We start from the raw sequence: 22,436 nt of genomic DNA on the forward strand, positions 1-22,436 counted from the left end.
TTTTAAACTGAGGATAGAGCATCCTTAGTTTTTCCAATGCATGACTTGAGTCTTGAATATCGGTATGAGCGCAAGAAAAAGTAAAATCAGAACTGATGCTGGTATTTTTCCAAGCATGGTATACGAGACACTGCAAAATATGGGCGTTGATGTGGATTTAATATTTTCGCAATTAAATGCGTTACAACATCCAATCGACTATCCTCAACGCGATTTAAGATATGACAATCGTGTTCAAAAAAAATTCTGGGAACTCACAGAAGTTATTACACAAAATTCCAATATTGGTTTAACTGTCGGTCACCATCTCCCCACTTTTCGTGGTCAACTTTTTGAATACATTTTTTTAAGTAGTGCAAATTTTGGCGATGCATTAAAAATAGCAATGAAATACTATCAATATTTCACTACAGGATTGGATATTGAACTTCACATAGAAGATGACACCGTTACCCTAAGAGGTTTTCATCACCCTGTCCGTCATTATTTAGAATGTACGATTACCATTGTTTTATCTTTTTTTGATTATATCAGTCAGGGAAAATTTCAAGCACAAGAAATTTGGCTCAGCTACGACAATACAGAGTTTCAGGACTTATATCATGAGCTATGGCATTGCCCAGTTTATTTTAATCAGCCTTATGGTTGTATAAAATTCAAAGCAGAAATTCTAGAATATGCCTCTCCGTCTGCTCAGCCTGATTTATTTCTGTTACATCAATCTATCATTGAGAAGCACATTGAACTTGTAGATAAACATGAACTAGTCATTCAAATTGAAGAGGCTTTAGGCGAACAACTAAAATTAAGACAATTCGCTCTAGAAGATATCGCAAGAATTCTTAAACTCTCCCCGCGTAAAATCCAAATTTCACTCAAAGATATTGGAACTAATTACGAGAATGTTCTAACGTCATTCAGACAAAAACTTGCTCGTCAGTTACTAGCGAAAACCGCACTCAAACATGATGAAATTGTCTATTTAACAGGGTTTTCAGAGCCATCAGCCTTTTCTCGAGCCTTCAAATATTGGACAGGAGAATCTCCATCCTCGTATCGTCAGCGCATACAAAATTCAACCGATCATGGGTCAATAGAGATAATGTGTAAGAATTCAAAAGCTGGTTCTTCATAAGGATGACTGGCTTTTAATGCACGTGCCACTTCTATGGCTTTATCTTCAGGCACAATAGTTTCTACACGCCACTCTTCAACTTGTTCAAGCTCTCCGACTTGACCTATAAATGGTTGAGCCCCATTGACAGGTTTAAATTGACCTAAGCCCTTGACCTGCCAAGCGCATTGCTCATAATCACCGATCCCGCCTGCACCTGCTTCAAATACTGCCTGTTTCGTCAACTCTAGATGTGATTCTGGTACAAAATAGATCAGTTTAAGCATGAATAACCTCTTCCACTCTTTTCCGCTCTGTTGTCATTTGCATAAGGGCTTCAGTAATCATTTTCAATGCAATATTGTTTGAATGACGATGATAATTCGCATATAGACCAAGCTGTGGTAATTGCTCATCTGTTTTCACAATTTTGATATTATGATTTAAAAACTTCAGGAGGTATTCGGGAGCAAAACTAAAGCCCATTCCCAAATTAATCAGATTGATATGCTGTAATACATTAGTCACCCACAGCATTTGATCATCCATCTTTTCGAAGGGAACTAGAACATTTAATTTGTCATAGAATATTGGTGAAGCATTTTGTTCACACATAATCACTGATGAATTTTTTAACTCTTGTAGTTTCAATGTCCGTTCTGAAGGATGAAGATTGTCCGCAGCCACCAAATAAATTTGTTCTGTCAAAATATGGATATCTTCATAATCTGAATGATCCATTTTGTATCGAGTAAAACATATATCAAGTTCAGCATTTCTAAGTTTTTGTATTTGCTCAGTACAAGTCAAACTGTGTAAATGAATTTTAAGATTAGGAATATTCTTTCTTAACTGCGCCAGAATGCTAGGCATCAGTTTCAGTTCAGCCACATTCAAAAATCCAATGTGAATCTGATTATTCTTTTGCTGAGCGACCTGTCTAGCTGCAGCTACAGCTTGCTTGGCATTGTCCAGCGTCAAAGCTGCGTATTTTAAAAATGCTTCCCCCTCATCAGTCAGTTTGACTTTACGAGTGGTCCGATCAAATAAAGTAACACCGACTTCGTGTTCAAGATCTTTAATTTGCTGACTGAGTGATGGTTGTGCGGTATAGAGCTTTTCGGCAGCTTTAGTAAAGCTTTGCTCTTGAGCAACAGTCATAAAATACCGTAAATGTCGTAATTCCATATCTCAATCAGCCCATCGTGCATAAGTGCACGTTCATTACTTTGAATTTTATATAGATCGATAGTTTATATGAATACGACTATAGATCACTGCACTTTTTTTCTAGACTGACTCAATTCAAAAACTCTCCCCGTGTGTTCAACTCATTTAGGAAAAAGCATGTCTCAACATTTTGACACTGATGTTCTTGTCATTGGTACTGGTCCTGCTGGTTCAACTCTAGGACTTGCCCTTGCCAATTATGGCGTTAAAGTTCAATTGTTTACCCAGTTTAATTGGTTAGCCAACAGTCCTCGTGCACATATTACTAATCAACGTGCCATGGAAGTCCTCCGTGATTTAGGTATCGAAGAACAGGTGAAGGAAATCGCAACACCTTGGGAACACATGGGTGAAAGCCTGATCACAACCAGTTTAGTCGGCGAAGAAATTGCCCGTATCAGTGCTTGGGGCACAGGCGATGAACGTCATGGCGATTATATCAAAGGAAGTCCATGCCCTTTAGTAGATCTTATCCAACCTAAAATGGAAGCGCTACTCGTTAAAAATGCGGCTGAGCGAGGCGCTATTTTTAACTTCAATACTGAATATTTATCTCACGTACAAGATGAACACGGTGTGACTGCGACTTTCCTCAATCGGATAACCAATACCGAATTCAATTTACGCGCCAAATACTTGGTGGGAATGGATGGTGCACGTTCAAAAGTCGTTGAACAGCTTGGATTACCCCTTGAAGGCGTGATGGCACGGGCTGGTACAGTCTATGTAACCTTCAAGGCAGATTTGTCTAAATACGTTCAGCACCGTCCTGCGATTTTGCAATGGATTGTCAATCCTGAAGCCAGTTTTGGTGATTTAGGTATGGGGCTATTGCGTGCTATCACCCCATGGAATGAGTGGATTATGGGTTGGGGCTTCGATATTTCTAAAGGTGAGCCTCAAGTGACTGAAGAACAAGTTCGCGCACGCCTTGATGCCTTCGTTGGTGAGCATGTAGAAGATGTCGAAATTCAAAAATTGTCTTATTGGTACGTGAACCAAACATGGGCAACTGAATATTCGAAAGGTCGCGTGTTCTGTGGTGGCGATGCCGTACATCGTCATCCACCATCAAGTGGTTTAGGCTCAAATACCTGCATGCAGGATGCCTTTAACCTTGGTTGGAAACTTGCATATGCAGTTAAAGGTTGGTCTCAACCTACGCTTCTCGATTCTTATACCGTTGAACGTGCGCCTGTAGGTAAGCAAATTGTTGCACGTGCCAACCAATCACGATTTGATTATAAACACCTCAAAGAAGTTTTTGGTTTTGATCAAGGTGTAACAACCCAAAAGCAAATGCTGGAGCGTATTTTTGCTGAAAATGAACAAGGCGCTGAAATACGTACAAAACTCTACAATGCATTAGCAATTAAAAATTTTGAATTTAATGCTCAAGGTGTTGAACTGAATCAGCGTTATAGCTCAAATGCTGTCATCTCTGAATCAGAACCTGAAGTATTTAAACAAGATGATCAACTTTACCTACAAGCCACTACACGCCCTGGAGCAAAAGTACCGCATACTTGGCTCATCAATGCTAAAGGTCAAAAAGTTTCAACTCTAGATATTACGGGCAAAGGTCATTTTACCTTACTCACAGGCCTCTCAGGCAAAGGCTGGAAACAAGCTGCTGAAAAACTTAATCTTGGGTATTTAGATGTTATTCAAATCGGTTCAAGAGATTATCGTGATGTCTATGGTACATGGAATGCGAAGTCTGAAATTCATGAGTCTGGTGCTGTTTTAGTACGTCCAGATGGCTATGTTGCTTGGCGTTATCAAGACAGTACCAACGATGCTTTTGATTATGAAAGTACATTGAAAGCAGTTCTAAAACAGATTCAACTTACTGTTTAAATAAAAAAAGCCACCTTAAGGTGGCTTTTTTTACGCAGTTAAGAAATAACCTGCAATTAAAAATAGGATTTGAAGACTGGCCACAAAAGCGAATAGCTTCCAGCCTTTTTGCCTCAACTCGTGTTTGTTCAGTATCATCATTGTTCTGGTCATATCGTCACCTCATACCTGAGTTAAAAACGAACCGCATTAAATTCTTACTTATTATGGTTAGCTATATGTCCAATAAATACACTTGTCCTAACCTCTATATAAAAGCAAAAACCAAACCAAGTCCAGTGGGAGAAAGATTTTGAAACCAAATCTATAAAAGAAAAAACCACCAAAATGGTGACCGAATAAGCTCATGTTAGCGAATCTACATTTATTTTTCCATAAGGTAAATTTAAGATACTATTTAACAATGCTTTTTATTAATAAATTTATTCATTATTTTTCTTTTAAGCTCCACGTTGAAAATAAAAAAACCGACATTGATCCAGCTAAATTGACTGCCAATTCAGCATGACGCGATGCAGGCTTAAAATTCTTTTTGCCCTGACCATGTGCATCCCCTACTTTGTTTCTCAATGATCCTAAGCCTTCAATCACTGAACTACATCCTCCAAGAATCTGTTTAAAAGTTTGTTCTGTGTGTTGAGAAGGCGCTAAATTTAATTCTTTACTGACTAATCTATACAGTTGATTAATATCAGGTGCATTTCCATAGTCAACTTGATGTTCATCAAGAATATATTTACAAGTCGACTCTAAAAGTGTCCTTGCTAATGTAATAGCACCATCAGGATCAGTTACTCTCCGCTCTAATGCTTTCTGCCATATTTGATGAATATAATCAGAACTTAATTCGTTAATTCTCAACTCCACTACTTGATCTAAGGGAGAAGTATTTCGTCTTTCTAAAACATTCAATAACTCTTTAAATTCTGAATAAATATAATTCTCACGTTCCACATAAGATTTAAAATCCCATTTAATTCTCGCTTCAAACTCATCTAAGGTATTTGTATCTTTAACAATAAATGGAATATATCCATAAAGGGTTTTTTTATCAGCAATTCTTTTCTAAGCTCTTTAAATGCCTCTGAGGCACCTTTTTCATAACTATCTGTAGCCCTAGCTATTAGCAATTCACGCAAGTGTAATACTTTTTCAATTAAACCAGACATTTGAGAACTCTTTATTTGTTTTCAACTCAATTCTACATCTTCAAAACAATAATTTACTTATGAAAAAGCCACCTTATGGTGGCTTTTTCAATCTATTGATTTAATCAACCAATAAACTTACGAGCATTACGGAACATACGTAACCATGCACCATCTTGATCCCAATCTTCAGGTTTCCAAGAGTGCTGAATCGCACGGAAGTTACGCTCTGGATGAGGCATCATAATCGTTGCACGACCATCAGTTGAAGTCACACCTGTAATTGCTTCAGGTGAGCCGTTCGGGTTCAATGGGTAATGTTGAGTTGGATTACCTTGGCTATCAACATAACGTAAAGTCACTTGATTACCCGCATTCAATGCAGCAATAGAGCTGTCCGCTGCAACAACGCGACCTTCACCATGCGCCACAGCAATTGGTAAAATCGAACCTTCCATACCTTCTAACAGTACAGATTTAGATTTTTCAACACGAACGTTTACAGCTCGCGCTTCAAACATTTCTGATACGTTACGATGGAAACGTGGCCAGTTTTCAGCACCTGGAATTAATGGAGCCAATTGAGACAACATTTGGCAACCGTTACAGATCCCGAGTGAGAACGTTTCTTGACGGTTAAAGAATTTCTCAAATTGATCACGAAGTTTAGGATTGAACAATACTGACTTCGCCCAACCACCACCAGCGCCTAATACGTCACCGTAAGAGAAACCACCACATGCCACTAAACCTTCAAATTCATCAAGGCTTACACGACCAGCAAGTAAGTCACTCATATGGACATCGATCGTATTGAAACCGACTTTGTCGAATGCAGCTGCCATCTCGACATGACCGTTTACACCCTGCTCACGCAAGATTGCCATATTCGGACGACGTGTATTGATATACGGTGCTTCAATTTCTTCATTCAAATCGAATGTCGCTTTTGCAATAAGACCTTTATGATCTTTATTCGCAATTAAACTATATTCTTGATCTGCAGTATCCACGTTGTCACGTAAACGTTGAATCTGATGTGAGACTTCAGTCCACGCTTGTTGCAGTTCAACACGATCAAGCGTTAAACCATTGATCGTTAACGTATCAGTAGTATTCACTGTACCAACGACACTGATCGCATCTTTTAAACTTGATGCTGCAACTTCAGCCTGTAGTGCATCCCAGTCTGCTTTAGCAATTTGTAATACCGCACCAATTTCTTCAGCAAATAAGCTTGCTACAGACTGATCTTCTAAAGCCACACCTAAACGTGAAGCGAACATCATCTCTGCAACAGTTGCGATTAAACCACCATCACCGATGTCATGGTAAGCCTTGATTAAGCCACGGTTGTTCCAATCTTGCACCAATGCAAAGAATGCTTTGAAGTCATCGAAGCTATCTACGTCAGGTGTTACAGAACCAATTGCTTTATACACTTGCGCAAGGATCGAACCACCTAGACGGAATTGACCTTTAGACAAATCAATACGTACAAGTACTGAATCTAAGTTTTTCAATTCTGGTGTTAATGTCTTACGCACATCAGTCACTGGTGCAAATGCTGTGATCACACCTGACATTGGAGAAGTTACAGACTTATCTTCACCTTCGTCATTCCAAGTAGTACGCATCGATAAAGAATCTTTACCTACAGGAATTGCGATGCCAAGCGCAGGACACATTTCCATACCGATGGCTTTTACACCTTCAAATAATGCTTGGTCTTCGCCTACTTGACCTGCTGCAGCCATCCAGTTCGCAGACAATTTAATGTCGCTGATTTTCTCGATTTTTGCAGACATGATGTTGGTGATTGACTCAGCCACTGCTAAACGTGCAGATGCCGCAGGATTTAACAATGCTACAGGTGGACGTTCACCCATTGCCATTGCTTCGCCTGTGTAGCCCACTAAACTTGTTGTTGTTACCGCAGCATCTGCTACAGGCACTTGCCATGGACCAACCATTTGGTCACGTGCAACCATACCTGTAATTGAACGGTCACCAATGGTAATTAAGAATGATTTAGACGCAACTGTTGGGTTCTTAATCACACGGTAAATCGCATCTTTAAGATCAGTCACTTGTGCAGCATCAAAGTCATCACCGTGACGTTCGATACAGTCATACGCGCGGCTCATACGTGGCGTACCACCTAAGATCACTTGCATTGGTACATCAACTGGGTTGTTACCAAACAATGGATCTTCAACCGTTAAATGACGCGCTTCAGTCGCTTCACCTAATACGGCAAACGGACAACGTTCACGCGCACAGATTGATTCAAATAATTCTAATGAAGATGGACGGATCGCCAATACATAACGCTCTTGCGCTTCATTTGACCAAATTTCCATTGGCGCCATACCTGGCTCCAATGATGGTACTTTACGAAGATCAAGTTTTGCACCTAATTCGTGGTCATTTACCAGTTCAGGCATCGCATTTGAAATACCACCAGCACCTACGTCATGTACAGACACGATTGGGTTGTGGTCTTCCATACGCCAGCAAGTATCAATGACTTCTTGGCAACGGCGTTCCATTTCTGGGTTTTCACGTTGTACAGAAGCAAAGTCTAAGCTTTCGCCCATTGTACCGCTATCTACAGAAGAAGCAGCGCCACCACCAAGACCGATGAGCATTGCAGGACCACCAAGCACGATCAATAAATCGCCCGGTTGGATCGCATCTTTTTCAACGTGGTCAGGACGGATGTTACCGTAACCACCAGCAATCATAATTGGCTTATGGAAACCTTTTACATCACCATTTACATTTTGCTCAAATGTACGGAAGTAACCATTTAACGCAGGACGACCAAATTCGTTGTTAAATGCAGCACCACCCAATGGACCTTCAATCATAATTTGAAGTGGAGATGCCATACGAGATGGTTTACCGTAGTTTTCTTCCCATGGCTGTTCGAAGCCTGGAATATTCAAGTTAGATGTAGTGAAACCTGTTAAGCCTGCTTTTGGCTTACCACCACGACCTGTTGCACCTTCATCACGGATTTCACCGCCCGAACCTGTTGCCGCACCTGCAAATGGTGCAATCGCTGTAGGATGGTTGTGGGTTTCCACTTTCATTAAGATGTGGGCAGCTTGGCTCTTGTATTTATAAACATAATGACCATTTTCATCTTTTTTTGGATAAAAACGTTGCGTATCAAAACCAACAATCACTGAAGCATTGTCTTTATATGCTGACAATACATCTGTAGGTGATTCTTTATAGGTATTTTTAATCATTTGGAACAATGACAATGGTTGGACTTCTCCATCAATTGTCCATTCTGAACCAAAGATTTTATGACGACAATGCTCAGAGTTCGCTTGTGCAAACATCATGAGTTCAATGTCATGCGGATTGCGACCTAACTTGATAAATGCTTCAGTTAAGTAATCAATTTCTTCATCCGATAAAGCAAAACCAAATTCAGAGTTTGCTTTTACGAGCGCTTCTTTACCTTGACCTAAAATATCAATCGAGTTCAGCGGTTTTGGCTCAGTTTCAGTGAATAAAGCAGCAGCATCGTCAATTTGATTGAAAACACTTTCTGTCATTCGGTCATGCAGAATTTGCTTAATTTCATTTGAAACGTCTTTTACACCCTTCAAAGTAAACAAAACACCGCGTTCAAGACGATGAACCGGTGTGTTGCAGTTCGCGAAAATATCGGTCGCTTTTGAAGACCACGGCGAAATTGTGCCTACGCGTGGAGTGACTAAGATTTGAATCTCATCTGTGGCTGCTTGGCGTAATTCAAATGACGCACCATCATTTAGAAGCTGTAAAGCGGATTGCTGTTGTTGCTCGTTGAGCGCTTGGTCGAATAAATAAACCCATTGACTTTCTATTGATTGAACCGAACTAATTGACTGTAAACGAGTTAATAGTTGCGTTTGCTTAAAAGAAGAGTGTGCTGGTGCACCGGCCACGATAAACATGCTGATTTTGGCTCCACGGGATGGTCTTTTGAACCATGCCACAATGTGACTTGAAGAGAGCGCATATTCTACTGTGTATTGCAAAATTCAGCTAGATAGCAAAACTGCTTTAAGACATATTTTCGATCGAGTTTACGAATAAATCTTTTTTATTCAGTAAAAAAAATTGAATTGCACCCTATGATGCAATTCAAATGAGATACACCTAAATAATTCTTCAGTCATCTCAACTATTGAGTGTTGGTGACTTTTAACAGATGTTGAATCGCCTCTAGAGCCATAATCATAGATTTTGGATCAACTAAATCCTGGCTATCACAAGCTTGGTGATAACATGGAGCAAAATCTAAAATTATTTCGCCCTCGTTTGCACCTGGGCGTTCTTGTTCATTAAATAAAATGATCGATGTGACCGGCACTTTTCCTAGAAATGGTGATGTGTCGCTTGCTGTTAAAGTGGTGATGCCTTCTTTGATCGTTAAGTTCTTTGCTTTAAAGAATGATTTTAAATGTTCTTCAAGCGCAGTATCTTCTGGATGACTAGGTAAAGACTTTAAGCCATCAATCATTGGTTTATAGTCAGATTCAGATAATCCAGCAGACTTAAACTGGGCTTCTAAATCTTTTAATGAAGATTTATCTACATCAGCAACCAAAATATTCGGATTTTTTGTACCGACCATATCAACATTGATATAAGCCTTTATTCCCTTCAGCTGTTCAGGTGTCATTTTAGCAACAAAATCTTGCGAACCTCCGATACCATCTTCTTCAGAATCCCAAAATGCAAGGTAAATTGTATTTTGAGGATGATTTTCAGATTTTGAATAATGTTGTAATAGCTCTAATAGAACGGCTACACCTGTACCATTATCATTGATCCCAGGCCCTGTGGTCACAGAATCATAATGCGCACCGATTATCGTAGCTAAATCAGGATTTTTACCTTTGATTTCGATAATAATATTCTGACCTACGAGCTTATTGCGATTTTCAAACGGCAACATCTGAGCGTGCAAACCAGCTTTTTTTGCCTCTTCAATAATATAGGTTGCAGTTGCCTTACCACCATCCGTTCCAACTGCGCGATTACCGCCATGAGCTGCTGCAATATCTTCTAAGGCACTAAGATGACTCATGAGACGTTGTTCGATCAAATTCGAAGTATTGATTTGCGTGGTTACTTGTTGATTTTGATTTGGTGTATGTGAGCAAGCACTCAACATAAAAATACTGGTCATTAATGCTGTTAAACAAAGTATTTTTTTCATTGTCATGTGGATATCAGTTTATTAAGAATTCCATTTTAGAGAAAAACCTTATTCCATCCACAGATTTTTGTAATAAAAAAAGAGCCCGAAGACTCTTTTTATTTATGTTTCTAAATTTTTAATTAACCAAATCGACCCGTAATATATGCCTCAGTCAATTGATGATCAGGTTGAGTAAATACTTTTTCTGTCGAATTCACTTCAATCAAATCACCTAAATGGAAATAGGCAGTACGGTCTGATACACGTGCAGCTTGTTGCATTGAATGCGTAACAATTGCGATAGTATATTGTGTTGAAAGCTCAGCGATTAACTCTTCAACTTTAGCCGTAGCAATTGGGTCAAGTGCTGAACAAGGTTCGTCCATTAAAATCACTTCTGGCGAAACTGCAATAGTTCGAGCAATACATAGACGTTGCTGTTGACCGCCTGATAAACCAGTTCCAGGCTGATTCAAACGATCCTTAACTTCATCCCACAAGCCCGCTTTACGTAAACTATTTTCAACGATCTCTTCTAAATCATATTTGTCACGTGCTAAACCATGGAGTTTAGGTCCGTATGCAACGTTTTCAAAAATTGATTTTGGGAATGGGTTTGGCTTTTGGAACACCATACCCACTTGCGCACGAAGTAGTACTACGTCGAGATTAGGATCATAAATGTCTTGATTATCCAACATGACTTTACCCGTTACCCGACAACTATCTATCGTGTCGTTCATACGATTTAAAGTACGTAGGAATGTTGACTTACCACATCCAGATGGACCAATAAAAGCAATCACTTCATTTTGGTAAATATTAAGATCAATGCCTTTAATCGCTTCAGATTCACCATAATAAACATGAACATCAGTTGTACTCAGTTTTACAACATCCGATTTTGCTTCTTTTTTATTTTCGCTTTGCGTGTCAAATTGTGAAACAAACGAAGTTGACGTTTTTTGATTTGCATCTTGAGATGTAAATTGTGTTTGATCTGAATTCACTGATTGATCCTTTTTTAAGGAATTTTGAGTTACTTGCGAAGTTACTGTATTCATATTTTGCTCCGACTACCAACGGACTTCAAATTTCTTACGTAACCAGATCGCTAAACTATTTAAGCTAATCATCATCGCAAGGAGAACAATAATGGCTGCAGCAGTACGACCTTCAAAGAAGTTACGAAGTTCATTACCCTGCCACAAGAAAATCTGTACAGGCAGCGCTGTAGATTGATCAAATGGGCTTGCTGGAACACTGGCTACAAAAGCACTCATACCAATCAACAACAACGGCGCAGTCTCACCCAATGCTTGAGCCACACCAATAATTGCACCTGTTAAAATACCTGGTAATGCCAAAGGCAGGACGTGATGAAAAACAGTTTGCAGTCTTGATGCACCCAATCCTAATGCAGCTTGGCGAATCGAAGGAGGAACGGCTTTTAAAGAAGCCCGTGTGGTAATAATCACCGTTGGCAATGTCATTAAACTTAACACAAGACCACCTACCAAAGGGGCAGATAATGGTAAATGCATCCAACCAATAAAAATTGCAGCACCAAGCAAACCGAATACAATCGATGGAACAGCAGCCAAATTATTGATATTGACTTCTACAATATCTGTAATCCAGTTCTTTGGTGCGAACTCTTCAAGATAGATCGCAGATGCAACACCGATTGGAATCGAAATAAAGATTACAATCAACATCATGAACAATGAGCCCATGAATGCACCAGCTAAACCAGATGTCGCTGGTGAACTACGAGAGTCAGGACTCGTGAAAATATTCGTGTTAAATGAATTTTCGATAACACCTTTAGCCTTGAGTTCATCGGCAATTTGACGAATCTCAGGACTAAGTTGTTGCTGTTCATCTGGCAAAGAACGATCAATATTACCTGCAAGCCACACATCAATATTTGCATCAGCAAGGACTTTTACATCCACTGTTTTACCAACCAAGCTTGGATCATTCATCACCATATCACGGATACGATATGCTTCAGAGCTCGTATAGATATAGCTTAAATCATCACGTTGGGCTTCAAGTTGAGGGTCTTGTTTGATCATGGCATTGATGATCAATGCATCCCAATCCACCATGCCAACTTCAGTCTGCCACTCAATAAAGCGTTCTTCATACTGAGCTGGATTCTCACCTTCAGCCAGTACAGGCTTTGGACCAACTTCAACAATTTTTGGATCGAAATAGATTGGCAAATTCATGCTACTTTGCCAAAAAGCAGGCAAGCCTTTCGCTAAAATACTACCGAATAGCAATACTACGAAGAATAAGCCAGCAATCACTGCTGAAAAACCGAAGAAACGGAACGTCTTTTCTTTACGATGACGTTTAGCTAAAGAATTCTGAATAGTCTTCTTACGCTTTTCTCTAAGCTGCTCAGCTGTTGCTGAATCAACTGTCTCGAGAGTATTAGGATTAGAAGTACTCATTAGTCGTATTGCTCACGGTATTTACGCACGATGTAAAGTGCAACAATGTTCAAACCTAAAGTAATCACAAACAATGTAAGTCCTAGTGCGAAAGCGACTAATGCTTGCGGACTTGCAAAGTCAGTATCACCTGTTAATTGATTAACAATCGTAATCGTTACGGTCGAAACAGCTTCTAATGGATTTGCGTGTAAAAGAGGACTGTTACCAGCTGCTAGAACTACGATCATAGTTTCGCCAATTGCACGGGAAGCAGCCAATAAAAATGCACCAATAATGCCAGGCAACGCTGCTGGAATGACCACTTTACGAATCGTTTCAGATTTGGTCGCCCCTAATCCTAAAGATCCATCACGTAATGCTCGAGGCACTTGAGTAATAATGTCATCAGATAAAGAAGACACAAAAGGAATGATCATGATTCCCATGACAAAACCTGCAGTGAGCGCACTCGTTGCGTTGATATCAATACCAACCATTGCCCCTACAGTTTTAATAAATGGACCAATAATCATGAGTGCAAATACACCATAAACGATCGTTGGAATACCAGCTAAAACTTCAATGGTCGGTTTTGCCCAAGAACGGAAGCGAGGAGAAGCATATTCAGCCAAATAAATCGCGATCATTAAACCTACTGGTACAGCAACCAATAGTGCGATCCCACTGACCATGAGCGTACCCCACAACAATGGAAGTAAACCATAGCTTCCTTCTGCACTTCCCGAAGTACTGAAACCCGGGTTCCACTCTGTTCCAAAGAAGAAATCAAAAGGATTAACAAAGCTGAAGAAGCGCATCGCTTCTCCAAACATCGACATTACAATCCCTAGTGTTGTAAGAATCGCGACACCAGAACATAAAGCTAAGCCAACATTGATGACTTTCTCGACTTGATTACGCGCTCTAAAATCTTGGCTAATTCTTTTTTTAGCCCATACCAAACCTGCCAATGCAGCGCAAATAACAACTGCTAATTTTGCAAAAGAGCCAATAGTTGAAAATTTACTCAGTTGCTCTGCAGCTGCAACTTCATATGCCGTTGCCGTGTCACTGACACCAAATCCAGACGCAATTGATTGAACACGGTCAACAACTACGTTTAGGCTTGCTGGATCTAGACTCGCTTTAATATCCTGTGGCAAATGATTAAGCACCACCTGCTCCAAGATCGTTGGCTCAACTAAATTCCAAACAATCAAAATTAAAAATGCAGGGATACCACACCACAACGCAACTAATGCCCCATAGTAACCAGGACGTGAATGCAAAGCGGCAGAGTTATTTCCCTGACCTGCTAAGTTACGGCTTTTGCGTAATCCGATTTGATAGGCAATGGCGATGATCGCCAGTAACACACCTATAAGTAGCAGATTCATGTATTCTCCACTGTCTTTTCAATTTTCATGGTTTGAAAAAACTTTTTTCAATGAAAAAACCAATGGCAGGATAATTCCTGCCATTAGTTTGTCGTTTGATTACTTAACAGCTTTACCTGCTTTAAAGTTTGCCAAAATTGATGCGCGTTCTTTGTCAGAGAGTGAAATTAAGCCCGCTTTTTCTAACTTAGAACCTTTACCTGAAACACGCTTGTTTAAGAAATACTCAGTAAACTGTGGTAAACCTTTGATTGATTTCAAGTGTTCACCTTTTACATAGAAGAATAATGGGCGTGATACAGGGTAAGAACCATTTAAAATCGTGTTTTCAGACGGTGCCACATTGTTCACAGTTGCAACGCGTAAACGGTCACGGTTTTGATCATAGAAACCTAAACCAAACACACCAACAGCACTTGGAGAAGTCTTTAAGCGTGCAAGTGTTTCTGTATAGTCACCCGCAATTTCCACAACACGACCATCTTTACGGAACGTTGTGCAAGCTTTCTTTTTGGCATCTTTATCTAAAGCTTTAATAGCAGCATACGATTCACAACCAGCATCCACCATTTTCTCCTGGAAGACTTCACGTGTACCATGATTCGAAGCTGGGATTACAAGCGTGATTGGCTCATTTGGTAATGATTTATCAATTTGATTCCAACGTGTATATGGGTTTTTTACCATCTTACCGTTTGAAGGCAATTCAGCTGCCAAAGCTGCAAATACATGTTGTGGACGTAATTTATAAGCTGCTTTGTTAGCATTTGAAGCAAATACGATACCGTCGTAACCGATTTTAATTTCTAATACTTGGTTAACGCCATTTTTCTTACATTCAGCCAATTCGCTCGATTTGATTGCACGAGATGAGTTAGCAATATCGATCGTATTGTCGCCAACACCATTACAAAATTGTTTTAAACCACCCGACGAACCGCCTGAACCAACTACTGGTGTTTTAAATTGAGGGAAGTTATTACCGAATTCTTCAGCCACAATACTTGCATATGGCAATACTGTAGAAGAACCCGCAATTTGAATTGTGTCACGTGCTGCATTTGCGGTTGTTGCTACAGCTGCCCCAGAAAGTGCTAATGCAATTGCAATATTTGTAAAGCGCATCATGTTATCTCTCAATTTATGCAAATTTGGAGTACGCTACTTTTTATTGAAGTATTGTACTTATTTCGATACATGCATTTTGATTTGATAATATGACAATAAGGTTACAGCTTTATTACGATTTTATTATTTTTATTACACCAACTTTCTTATTTGTTTTTTAATTATATTTCAACGATTTATAATAATTACGGTTAAATACTGATATTTTTATTACCTACTTATTCTTTAATAATTATCCCCCTAATTCTGCATAAAGATTTTTTCAATAATGATCTAAAAATATGTCAAAGTTATGAATTTTTAATATCAAAAAAGCGCTCAATTGAGCGCTTTTTTTCAAAAACAATCTATTAATCGATTGGTGGCGTATATGTACCATCAGCAATTGAAGCTTTGATGCGATCAGACTCAGCCAGTACAAGCGCAAGCAAGTTCTTCACATTGTCTAAAGTTGCTACTGGACTTAAAGTTGTCATTTTCAATGATTGAACCTGACCGACTTTAGTTACACCAATATTCGCTTCACCACGTGCAAACAATTCATCCGCAACGTTTTGGTTCAATGTATCGAGTAATTCTGTTGGGTAACCTTCAGGAATTACACGGAACAAGACTGATGCAAATTGTGGCTCAACCAATAACTCTAAACCGTCTGTTGCTTTAATATAATCTGCAACATCACGCGTTAAAGTCACACCGTGGTCAATCATAGAGCCGTAAAGCTCTTCACCGAGTGCTTCAATCGTCATCCACAATTTCAACGCATCAAAACGACGTGTAGTTTGTAGAGATTTAGAAACAAGGTTTGGTACGCCATGCTCTTCATCATAAGCAGAGTTTAAGTATTCCGCTTCATAATGCATAAAGCGATAGTTCGCTTCATCTTTAAGTAAGAATGCACCACAAGAAATCGTTTGGAAGTAATGCTTATGGAAATCAAGTGTGATTGAATCAGAAAGCTCGATACCATCTAACAAATCACGGTGATTATTAGATAGGATTAAAGCACCGCCCCATGCTGCATCGATATGCATCCACGCGCCGTACTTATTGGTGATTTCACGGACTTTCTTTAAAGGATCAATTGCACCCGCATCGGTAGTACCTGCAGTTGCAACCACACATGCCACAATTTTGCCTTCATTTTGAAGGTGTGCCATGGTTTTCTCTAGTGCATCCATGTCCATACGCGCATTTTCGTCGACAGGCACAGTCACTACAGATTGGAAGCCCATTCCCATCATCGCCATGTTCTTTTGCACAGAGAAGTGAGCATTTTCAGAACAAATGACTTTAACGTTACGCATCGCTTCCGCAGGTACGCCATCACGCTGAACAGACCACGGATTGCCGTTTTCGTCTTTCCAGTTTTTCGCGATACATGCATCACGTGCAAGCAATACACCCATCAAGTTTGACTGCGTACCGCCAGAGGTGAACACACCTGCTTGACCTGCACCATAACCAACTTTTTGACGAAGCCAATCGATCAACTGAACTTCCATCAATGAACCTGCAGGGCTTTGATCCCATGAGTCCATCGATTGGTTAGTTGCGTTAATGAGTACTTCTGCGATTTGGCTAGTCACCATAGTAGGACAATGCAAATGCGCCAAAGAATGAGGATGATGTACTTTTAAGCTCTTATTAAGGAATAGCTCAACCATACGCTCTAATGACTTTTCTACACCCAATCCTTCTTTAGAAGGATTAAATGCAATTGCACTGCGAAGCTCTTTAATGCTACCGCCTGTGTACATTTTGTCATTTTGTAACCAAGCTGCTACTGCTTGAGTTGCCTGATCCATTGCTGACGTATAGTCAGCAATGGATGCAGCATCATTACAGAGCAAAGCTTTACGGTGTTCTGCAAAATCTACCATGAATTAAGCGCCTCGTACCGCAACTAATGCTTCAGAAATTGCTTTCTTAAAGCGCACAATTACTTCTTCACATTCAGCTTGGTTAATAATTAATGGGCAAAGTAGACGAATCACTGTACCGTTACGTCCACCCTTTTCTAACAACAATTTGTTGTTGAAACACGCTGCTTGGATTGCAGCAGCCAATTGACCATCTGCAGGAAGTGAACCCATATGGTCAGCAGGTTTACGCTCATCAACGATTTCGATACCGATCATTAAACCGCGGCCACGTACATTACCGATACATGGGAATTCTGCAGCTAATTTCTTCAATTCAGCTTGAAGGAAATCACCGCGCTCTTGTGCGTTTTGCGCAAGATTTTGTTCTTTAATCGTTTTGATCGTAGCAAGACCAGTACCCATAGCCAATTGGTTACCACGGAAAGTACCCGTGTGACCTGCAGGCTGCCAAGCATCAAACTTACGCTTAATACCAAGTACTGCAAGTGGTAAGCTTCCACCTACTGCTTTCGACATCACTACAACATCAGGTTCGATACCCGCATGTTCAAAGGCAAACATTTTTCCTGAACGCGCGAAACCAGCTTGTACTTCATCAAGAATTAAAACGATGTTGTGCTTTTCAGTCACTTCACGAATTTTTTTCAACCATTTCACAGGTGCTGTAACCACACCGCCCTCACCTTGAATCGCTTCAAGGATAACTGCAGCAGGCTTAGTCACACCGCTTTCAACATCTTCGATGAAATTTTCAAAAAAATAAGTAAGCGCGTCAACACCCGCTTCACCACCTAAACCTAGTGGGCAACGGTATTCATGTGGATACGGCATGAATTGAACGCCTGGCATTAAACCATTAACAGCGTTTTTAGCAGACAAATTACCTGTCATTGCTAATGAGCCGTGAGTCATACCATGGTAGCCACCAGAGAAGCTGATCACAGTGCCACGGCCAGTATATGTTTTTGCAAGTTTAATTGCTGCTTCTGTACCATCTGCACCAGATGGACCACAGAACTGTAGGCAGTACTCTTCTTTACCACCCGGTAATTCAGCAAGTAAAGCTTCAGTAAAAGCATCTTTTAAAGGTGTCGTTAAATCCAAAGTATGTAATGGAAGACCACTCGCTAAAGTGTCTTGAATACTTTGAATGACCGCAGGATGATTATGGCCCAAAGCCAATGTTCCTGCCCCAGCTAAACAATCGAGGTACTCTGTACCTTCAACATCAGTAACCCAGCAACCTTGAGCTTTTGCTATCGCTAACGGCAATTTACGTGGATAGCTACGAACATTAGATTCCATCTGACTTTGGCGAGTCAAATAGTATTCGTTAGTAGAATTAGGTGCAGGATTTACAGAAGAAACGCTCATATCGAATTACCATCTCTGATATGGGTTAATAGAAATAAGTCGGGTGACTTGCGGTCCTTTGACTCGGTGCTTTATAGAGTTCTAGTTAGCCTATTGTGTAGAGTTATAACTAGAGGGCGCGATGATAACGAATTTTGAAATAAAATAAATAGATTTCTATCGTTTTCACCAGCAGATTCTAAAATATTAATGTGACAAATTGATAACTTGTATAGATTTCAAACTGTACCACTTCTATTTTAGATAAGTTTGAACTTGAGCTAAAGTAAAACAGTCCAAATTATGCAAAAAATGTTCAATTTTTTTTGCTGATTTGAACTGACTTTTTCAGTATTCCTAAATTCGAGCTTGGGCTAAAGCATAGTTTTGTAACATTATGAATCTTATATATTCATGTAGTTGTACGTGTGTGATTAAAACCACTTTTTTTCACTCATTTTTTTAAGAATAGTTTCAAGAGTTCTCGATTAAAATACATCAGCAACCCCATCATCACAACGACAATCCCCCCACAAGGCTTCATTATGAATAATTTCATTATTTAAGGATGCCCCCAAAACTAGGGCGATGACTGGCGTCATGACATTACTCAAAGACACTGTCGACGCTGCTAAGCGGCGGATTAACCAAAAATAGCACAGCATCGCAACAATTGATGACATGATCATTGTGAACAAAAAACCCACCATCGCTTGCGTACTTGGTAGCACGGTTGGGATTTGTTGCCAAATGAATGGAATGATTAAGAGTGATCCTAAAGCTGAAAAGATTAATGAACCTGTCGCCTGACTCATGGGGCTTAAAGGTGCATTAATTTGTTTGACCCAAAAAATCGAACTGATATACGACACCATACTGATCAGCATCAGAACCACACCCCAAGGATTGACTCGCTCATCTGCAAATTCTGCAAAAACAAATATGAGACCTAATACGGCAATGACCATTCCACTCCATTGAAAAATAGACAACTTATGTGTTTTTAGGATGAGATGTCCAATGAGACCTGCAATTAATGGCGAAAATCCGAAGATCAGTGCCATTAAGCCTGACGTTAAATAATTTGCTGCTAAGTAGATAAATAACTGCGCACCAATTAAATTTAGGCTACCAGCCACATAACTTTTCAGCGATACATGATCAAACGGGAGTGGATCACGCATCATTTTGAGCAACGCCAAAGCAATTATAGATGCACCAAAGTATCGAATGATGAGCACCCACATTGGATGAATTTCTGCAACACTCCATACAATGGCAAGTGGTGTTGCAGCCCATATCAATACCAATAAGGCATATATACTCGCAACAACCATTATATTCGAGGAACTAGAATTCATAATTTGCTCAAAATTAAATCAATATTTTCTTAGGCACATAAAAAAAAGACCTAAGTTACCCTAGGTCTGTTGCACAATCTTACCAATTTTACTTCACAAGTTTACGAAGGTCTTGGCTAAGATCTAAATATTTATCTGCTTCAAATGCAGCTTGTTTGCTAATCAATTTTTTAAGATGACGCATTTCTTTAGCCGCATTCACCGTAATACCACCAACAATAATACCGTCAGTCACACCGAACAATACAAATGAAGATTCTGCACGTAGCTCAGGATTGATTTCACCACGAACGAGCCATTCAGCCGCTGCCATATCACCTACGAATTGGTAGTTAATGTCCAACTGATCTGTCCAGAACCATGCTGGATTAGGAGTAGGATGTTCTACCCCCATCACATGGCGTGCAAAGATACCTGCTTGAAGATTGGCATTTTCCCAAGTCTCAACACGACGGTGGTTACCACAGTCACGAAGTTGAGTTGCCACATCACCTGCCGCATAAATATCAGCATTCGAGGTTTGGCAATTTTCGTTTACTTTGATCGCGAGATCAACGTCAAGACCAGCATCAACTGCCAACTGTGCATTTGGCACAATACCGATACCGTAAACCACAGCATCCGCACGAAGTTCTTCGCCATCAGCTAAAGTCACCACAATTTCTTCGCCATCAAGCTTGCAATCTGCAATTGAAGTTGAAAGACGAACATCCACACCTGCCAATTTTTGCTGTTCAAGCAAGAATTCACTCAAGATGCGTGGCGATGAACGACCCATCACCATTGGTCCCATTTCAATGACAGTGACTTCACATTCTTTGAAACGTGCAGATGATGCAAGCTCAAGACCGATTACACCACCACCAATCAGGATGATACGTTGACCTTTTTGTAACACTGGTACAAGGGCTTGTGAATCTTCAAGATTACGCAGCGTGTAAACATGTTTGCCAAGTGCATCGAAGTTTGGAAGACGACGTGCTGCACCGCCAGTTGCAATCAGCAATTTGTCATAAGCAACAACATCACCATTTTGAAGTTCGACAGTTTTGGCTTCAGCGTTGATTTTCACGACACCATTACCGCGAATTGCTGTCACACCAAGATCTGCTAATTTTTCTTCAGATAAAATTTCAATCTTGGTTTCTTCAGGTTTTAAAATCACGTCTTTAGACAGTGGTGGACGCTCATAAGGAAGATGCGTTTCATCACCAATTAATGTGATTTTACCTTCATATTTGTTTGCACGAAGCTCAAGGATCGCACTTGCGCCTGCTTGACCCGCACCAACGATGACGATGTTGTTTACATTGCTCATGGGATTAACCTTTTAATTCCGCAGATACGATACCGAAGCCCGCAATCCACTCACTAATATCTTCATAGCAGTGAGTTGTCATTTCATACTCACCAACTTCGCTCAGTGCAGCAAATGCTGCCATCCAGCAACGCACTTCTTGACCACCACGACCACCTTCGACACGAATTTCTGCCTCAGTCATCGCTTCCATTGCAGCAAAATCTGCTTGTTTAAATTTCTCAAGCAATGCGATATCCCACTCAGGGCTCAGCGGTACTGCAACTGATGTATCTCCAGCAGCAAGTTTCTGACCAACTGCAATAATTTTCGCTTGACGCGCATTACGTGCTTCTTCAGTTGGATTACGGCCAGCAATTAAAAACTCTTCAACTTCTGGTGGCACTGAACCCATTTGAGGTGTTGGTGGATCATGAGACAAACCGCCTGTACCCAATACAAGTACACGCTCATTTTCAAGATTAAGTGACTTAATATATTGTCCAACCGCACGGCCTAAAGCAATGGTACGCTTTGTGGTTGGCATTGGTGCGGCAGCGCCATTAATAAATATTGGAATCGTTTTATAACGATCAAGTTTTCCATCACAAAGGAAGTGTAATGGTTGAGTCACACCATGGTCAGCCTGCATACGATATGAGTATGCAACATCAACACCTTCATCTAGAACTTGACGCACAAGTGCCAAAGCCTTGTCTTCAGGAACATCGATTTTATTGTCAATTTTACCGTAATCCCAGTCACCAGCAGCCGTAGCACGGATACCGACACAGAAACTTGGCATAAGGTCGTAGAAAAAACCGTTAAAATGGTCTGGACCAAAAGTAATGATCAGTGTTGGATCGTAAGCTTTTACTTCAGCAGATAATTGTTCAAAAGCAGCACGTACTTTTTGCTCTTTTGACGGATCTTGAGGTGAAGCAAATTCCATTAAAGGACTGTGCGAAGCACAAATAAGTTTAACGGCCATGAGAGACTCCTT

The 22,436-nt window shown here is 40.1% G+C and carries 17 protein-coding genes and 1 pseudogene; 2 read left to right on the forward strand and 16 right to left on the reverse strand.

The features are described 5' to 3' along the window. Window positions 1-64 precede the first annotated feature (64 nt). On the forward strand, window positions 65-1,135 hold the full coding sequence (locus AC1M87_RS08630) for a helix-turn-helix domain-containing protein (RefSeq protein WP_481593462.1): 1,071 nt from the start codon (window positions 65-67) through the stop codon (window positions 1,133-1,135). Here AC1M87_RS08630 and AC1M87_RS08635 read toward each other — a convergent pair. Both AC1M87_RS08635 and AC1M87_RS08640 read right to left on the reverse strand, forming a co-directional pair. Beyond that, window positions 1,084-1,401: a YqfO family protein gene (locus tag AC1M87_RS08635; RefSeq protein ID WP_092767083.1), complete on the reverse strand. Its 318-nt coding sequence runs from the start codon at window positions 1,399-1,401 to the stop codon at window positions 1,084-1,086. The two genes, AC1M87_RS08630 and AC1M87_RS08635, sit on opposite strands and share 52 nt — an antisense overlap. Continuing rightward, window positions 1,394-2,302 (reverse strand): LysR family transcriptional regulator, encoded by a 909-nt coding sequence (locus AC1M87_RS08640; RefSeq protein WP_481593463.1) that lies wholly within the window; start codon window positions 2,300-2,302, stop codon window positions 1,394-1,396. Before AC1M87_RS08640 ends, AC1M87_RS08635 begins: the two co-directional genes overlap by 8 nt. Window positions 2,303-2,461: 159 nt before the next feature. Here AC1M87_RS08640 and AC1M87_RS08645 point away from each other — a divergent pair, with 159 nt between their 5' ends. Next, a complete protein-coding gene (locus AC1M87_RS08645) occupies window positions 2,462-4,204 on the forward strand; it encodes an FAD-dependent oxidoreductase (RefSeq protein WP_481593464.1) in 1,743 nt (580 codons plus the stop codon). A gap of 30 nt (window positions 4,205-4,234) precedes the next feature. Here AC1M87_RS08645 and AC1M87_RS08650 read toward each other — a convergent pair whose 3' ends face one another. The 14 genes and pseudogenes from AC1M87_RS08650 to AC1M87_RS08715 form a co-directional block, all read right to left on the reverse strand. Further along, window positions 4,235-4,357, reverse strand: a complete 123-nt coding sequence (locus AC1M87_RS08650) for a KGW motif small protein (protein ID WP_481593465.1) — start codon at window positions 4,355-4,357, stop codon at window positions 4,235-4,237. A gap of 276 nt (window positions 4,358-4,633) precedes the next feature. Further along, window positions 4,634-5,158 carry an abortive infection family protein gene (locus tag AC1M87_RS08655; protein WP_481589012.1) on the reverse strand — a complete coding sequence of 175 codons (525 nt, stop codon included), beginning with the start codon at window positions 5,156-5,158 and terminating at the stop codon, window positions 4,634-4,636. A 41-nt stretch (window positions 5,159-5,199) separates the two neighbouring features. Further along, the gene (locus AC1M87_RS08660; protein WP_481593466.1) at window positions 5,200-5,373 is read right to left on the reverse strand and encodes a hypothetical protein; all 174 of its coding nucleotides are present in this window, start codon (window positions 5,371-5,373) and stop codon (window positions 5,200-5,202) included. A 104-nt stretch (window positions 5,374-5,477) separates the two neighbouring features. Then, on the reverse strand, window positions 5,478-9,311 hold the full coding sequence (purL, locus tag AC1M87_RS08665; RefSeq protein ID WP_481593467.1) for a phosphoribosylformylglycinamidine synthase: 3,834 nt from the start codon (window positions 9,309-9,311) through the stop codon (window positions 5,478-5,480). Between the two features lie 230 nt (window positions 9,312-9,541). After that, window positions 9,542-10,588, reverse strand: coding sequence for a M20/M25/M40 family metallo-hydrolase (locus AC1M87_RS08670; RefSeq protein ID WP_481593468.1), 1,047 nt, complete (start codon window positions 10,586-10,588; stop codon window positions 9,542-9,544). Window positions 10,589-10,704: 116 nt separating this feature from the next. Next, complete coding sequence (gene pstB / locus AC1M87_RS08675; protein ID WP_035267112.1) at window positions 10,705-11,628, reverse strand: phosphate ABC transporter ATP-binding protein PstB; 924 nt, start codon at window positions 11,626-11,628, stop codon at window positions 10,705-10,707. Between the two features lie 12 nt (window positions 11,629-11,640). Beyond that, window positions 11,641-13,029, reverse strand: coding sequence for a phosphate ABC transporter permease PstA (pstA, locus tag AC1M87_RS08680; RefSeq protein WP_092767090.1), 1,389 nt, complete (start codon window positions 13,027-13,029; stop codon window positions 11,641-11,643). After that, window positions 13,029-14,408, reverse strand: coding sequence for a phosphate ABC transporter permease subunit PstC (gene pstC / locus AC1M87_RS08685; protein WP_481590288.1), 1,380 nt, complete (start codon window positions 14,406-14,408; stop codon window positions 13,029-13,031). The genes pstA and pstC overlap by 1 nt, the downstream gene beginning before the upstream one ends. Window positions 14,409-14,507: 99 nt before the next feature. Further along, complete coding sequence (locus tag AC1M87_RS08690; RefSeq protein WP_179997953.1) at window positions 14,508-15,533, reverse strand: substrate-binding domain-containing protein; 1,026 nt, start codon at window positions 15,531-15,533, stop codon at window positions 14,508-14,510. Window positions 15,534-15,886: 353 nt separating this feature from the next. After that, window positions 15,887-17,419, reverse strand: a complete 1,533-nt coding sequence (locus AC1M87_RS08695) for a pyridoxal phosphate-dependent decarboxylase family protein (protein WP_092767092.1) — start codon at window positions 17,417-17,419, stop codon at window positions 15,887-15,889. A gap of 3 nt (window positions 17,420-17,422) precedes the next feature. After that, a complete protein-coding gene (locus tag AC1M87_RS08700; protein ID WP_035267118.1) occupies window positions 17,423-18,796 on the reverse strand; it encodes a diaminobutyrate--2-oxoglutarate transaminase in 1,374 nt (457 codons plus the stop codon). Window positions 18,797-19,229: 433 nt separating this feature from the next. After that, window positions 19,230-20,136 (reverse strand): annotated as a pseudogene (locus tag AC1M87_RS08705) (DMT family transporter). Between the two features lie 88 nt (window positions 20,137-20,224). Continuing rightward, entirely contained in the window at window positions 20,225-21,454 is a 1,230-nt protein-coding gene (gene hcaD / locus AC1M87_RS08710; protein WP_092767094.1) for a 3-phenylpropionate/cinnamic acid dioxygenase ferredoxin--NAD(+) reductase subunit, read from the reverse strand. 4 nt (window positions 21,455-21,458) lie between these two features. After that, entirely contained in the window at window positions 21,459-22,424 is a 966-nt protein-coding gene (locus AC1M87_RS08715; RefSeq protein WP_481593469.1) for a 3-carboxyethylcatechol 2,3-dioxygenase, read from the reverse strand. Window positions 22,425-22,436 lie beyond the last annotated feature (12 nt).

This window comes from Acinetobacter sp. 24-47-62 (genome assembly GCF_056779765.1).